Annotated in this window: 1 protein-coding gene; it reads left to right on the top strand. The window is 51.8% G+C overall.

All coding sequences use genetic code 11. The annotated features are described in order from the left end of the window. Window positions 1–78 precede the first annotated feature (78 nt). A protein-coding gene (locus tag L5M10_RS23755) for an IS3 family transposase (RefSeq protein WP_263214432.1) occupies window positions 79–1,637 on the top strand; the annotation gives its coding sequence in 2 pieces (ribosomal slippage) (window positions 79–565 and window positions 565–1,637; 1,560 coding nt in all). Window positions 1,638–1,673 lie beyond the last annotated feature (36 nt).

The following is a 1,673-nucleotide window of genomic DNA, read 5'->3' as shown; positions in this document are numbered from 1 at the left end:
GCCCGCCGTGTCAGAGTAGTTGTCCTGTCTTCTTTTCACAATAGTTATAGTCAGACGGCGGGTGGTTAGCAGGTTCAAATGGCTGTTTATTCACCAGTAAGAAAAGAAGCAATATTAAAAAAGTTATTACCGCCGTTAAATCGCTCTGTGGCGCAGTTGGCTTCAGAGGAAGGCATTTCTGAGCAGACGCTGTACAATTGGCGCAATCAGTTAAAAGCTCAAGGATATGCCGTGCCGGTAAGCGGACAAAAGCCTGACGATTGGTCAGGAGAAGCAAAGTTGGCGGTGGTAATTGAAACTGCCCCGTTATCTGAAGCCGAGTTAAGCCAGTATTGCCGTGAAAAAGGCTTGTTGGTTGAGCAGGTTAAAGAGTGGCGCAGCGCCTGTGTGATGGGCAATATGAGCGAAGCTCAGCGCAAGGTTGCTGAGAAAAAGCAGGCCAGAGAAGATAAAAAGCGCATTAAGCAATTAGAGCGCGAGCTTAACCGTAAAGAAAAAGCCTTAGCGGAGGCGGCAGCGTTGCTGGTGCTGCGAAAAAAGCTCAGAGCGTACTACGGCGAGGAGGACGAGGACTGTTAACCACGGTTAGTGAGCGCAACTTAAACCTGGTCTGGTTTGATGAAGCTGTGTTAGCCGGTGCCAGGCGCGATAAGGCCGCACAGGAGCTGGAGATACCACTACGCTCACTGCGCCGTTGGCGGGATGAGCAAGGTGCAGTGCTTGAAGATAAACGGCCAGTAGCCATCAGGCCTGAGCCGAAGAACAAGCTCAATGACGCTGAGCGCGAGCAGATATTGGCAACCTGTAATGATGAAGAGTATGCCAGCTTACCGCCGTCGCAAATTGTGCCGCGGTTGGCAGACAAGGGCATTTATCTGGCGTCAGAATCGACAATGTATCGGGTTTTAAAAGCGGCAAACCAGCAGCACCACCGAGGCAAAAGCAAAGCGCCTCAGAAGCGTGCAATGCCCACCAGTTACAGTGCCTCAGCACCCAATCAGGTGTGGTGCTGGGACATCAGCTATATGCCCTCAGGCATACGTGGTTTGTACTGGTATTTATACGCGATAATCGATATTTACAGCCGTAAACTGGTGGCCTGGGAAGTGCACGACAAGGAATGCAGTCAACTGGCCAGTGAGTTAGTACAGCGCGCCGTACTACGGGAGCAGTGCCTGTTTAAACCACTGGTACTGCACTCGGATAACGGCAGCCCGATGAAAGGCAGCACGCTCAGGGCCAAGTTGCAAGAACTGGGTGTGACGTCGTCTTACAGCCGGCCCAGAGTGAGTAATGATAATCCGTTTGTGGAGTCATTGTTCAAGACAGTGAAATACTGCCCGCAGTGGCCGAAAAGTGGCTTTGCAACAGTCGGCTGTGCCAGAGAGTGGATGCTGGAATTTACACGCTTCTACAACCACGAACATCGCCATAGCGGCATAAGGTTCGTGACACCGGCGCAGCGGCATCAGCAACAAGATGTCGCTCTGCTGGAGAAGCGTAAAGCGGTATATGAACAAGCTAAGTCAGACTACCCACAACGGTGGGCTGGCAGAGCAACCAGAAACTGGAGCCCTATAGGGCCAGTAAGTTTGAATCCGGAGCGGGAAATCGTGCAGGCTCAGGCAGCAGCATAAAACGGGAAAATCGGACAACTACCTTGAAAAACTCCG

The sequence above is a fragment of the Shewanella sp. SM32 genome (assembly GCF_025654235.1).
Taxonomy (GTDB): domain Bacteria; phylum Pseudomonadota; class Gammaproteobacteria; order Enterobacterales; family Shewanellaceae; genus Shewanella; species Shewanella oncorhynchi.
Note: the sequence above shows the minus strand (reverse complement) of the source record. Positions and strands in the feature narration are given on the sequence as shown.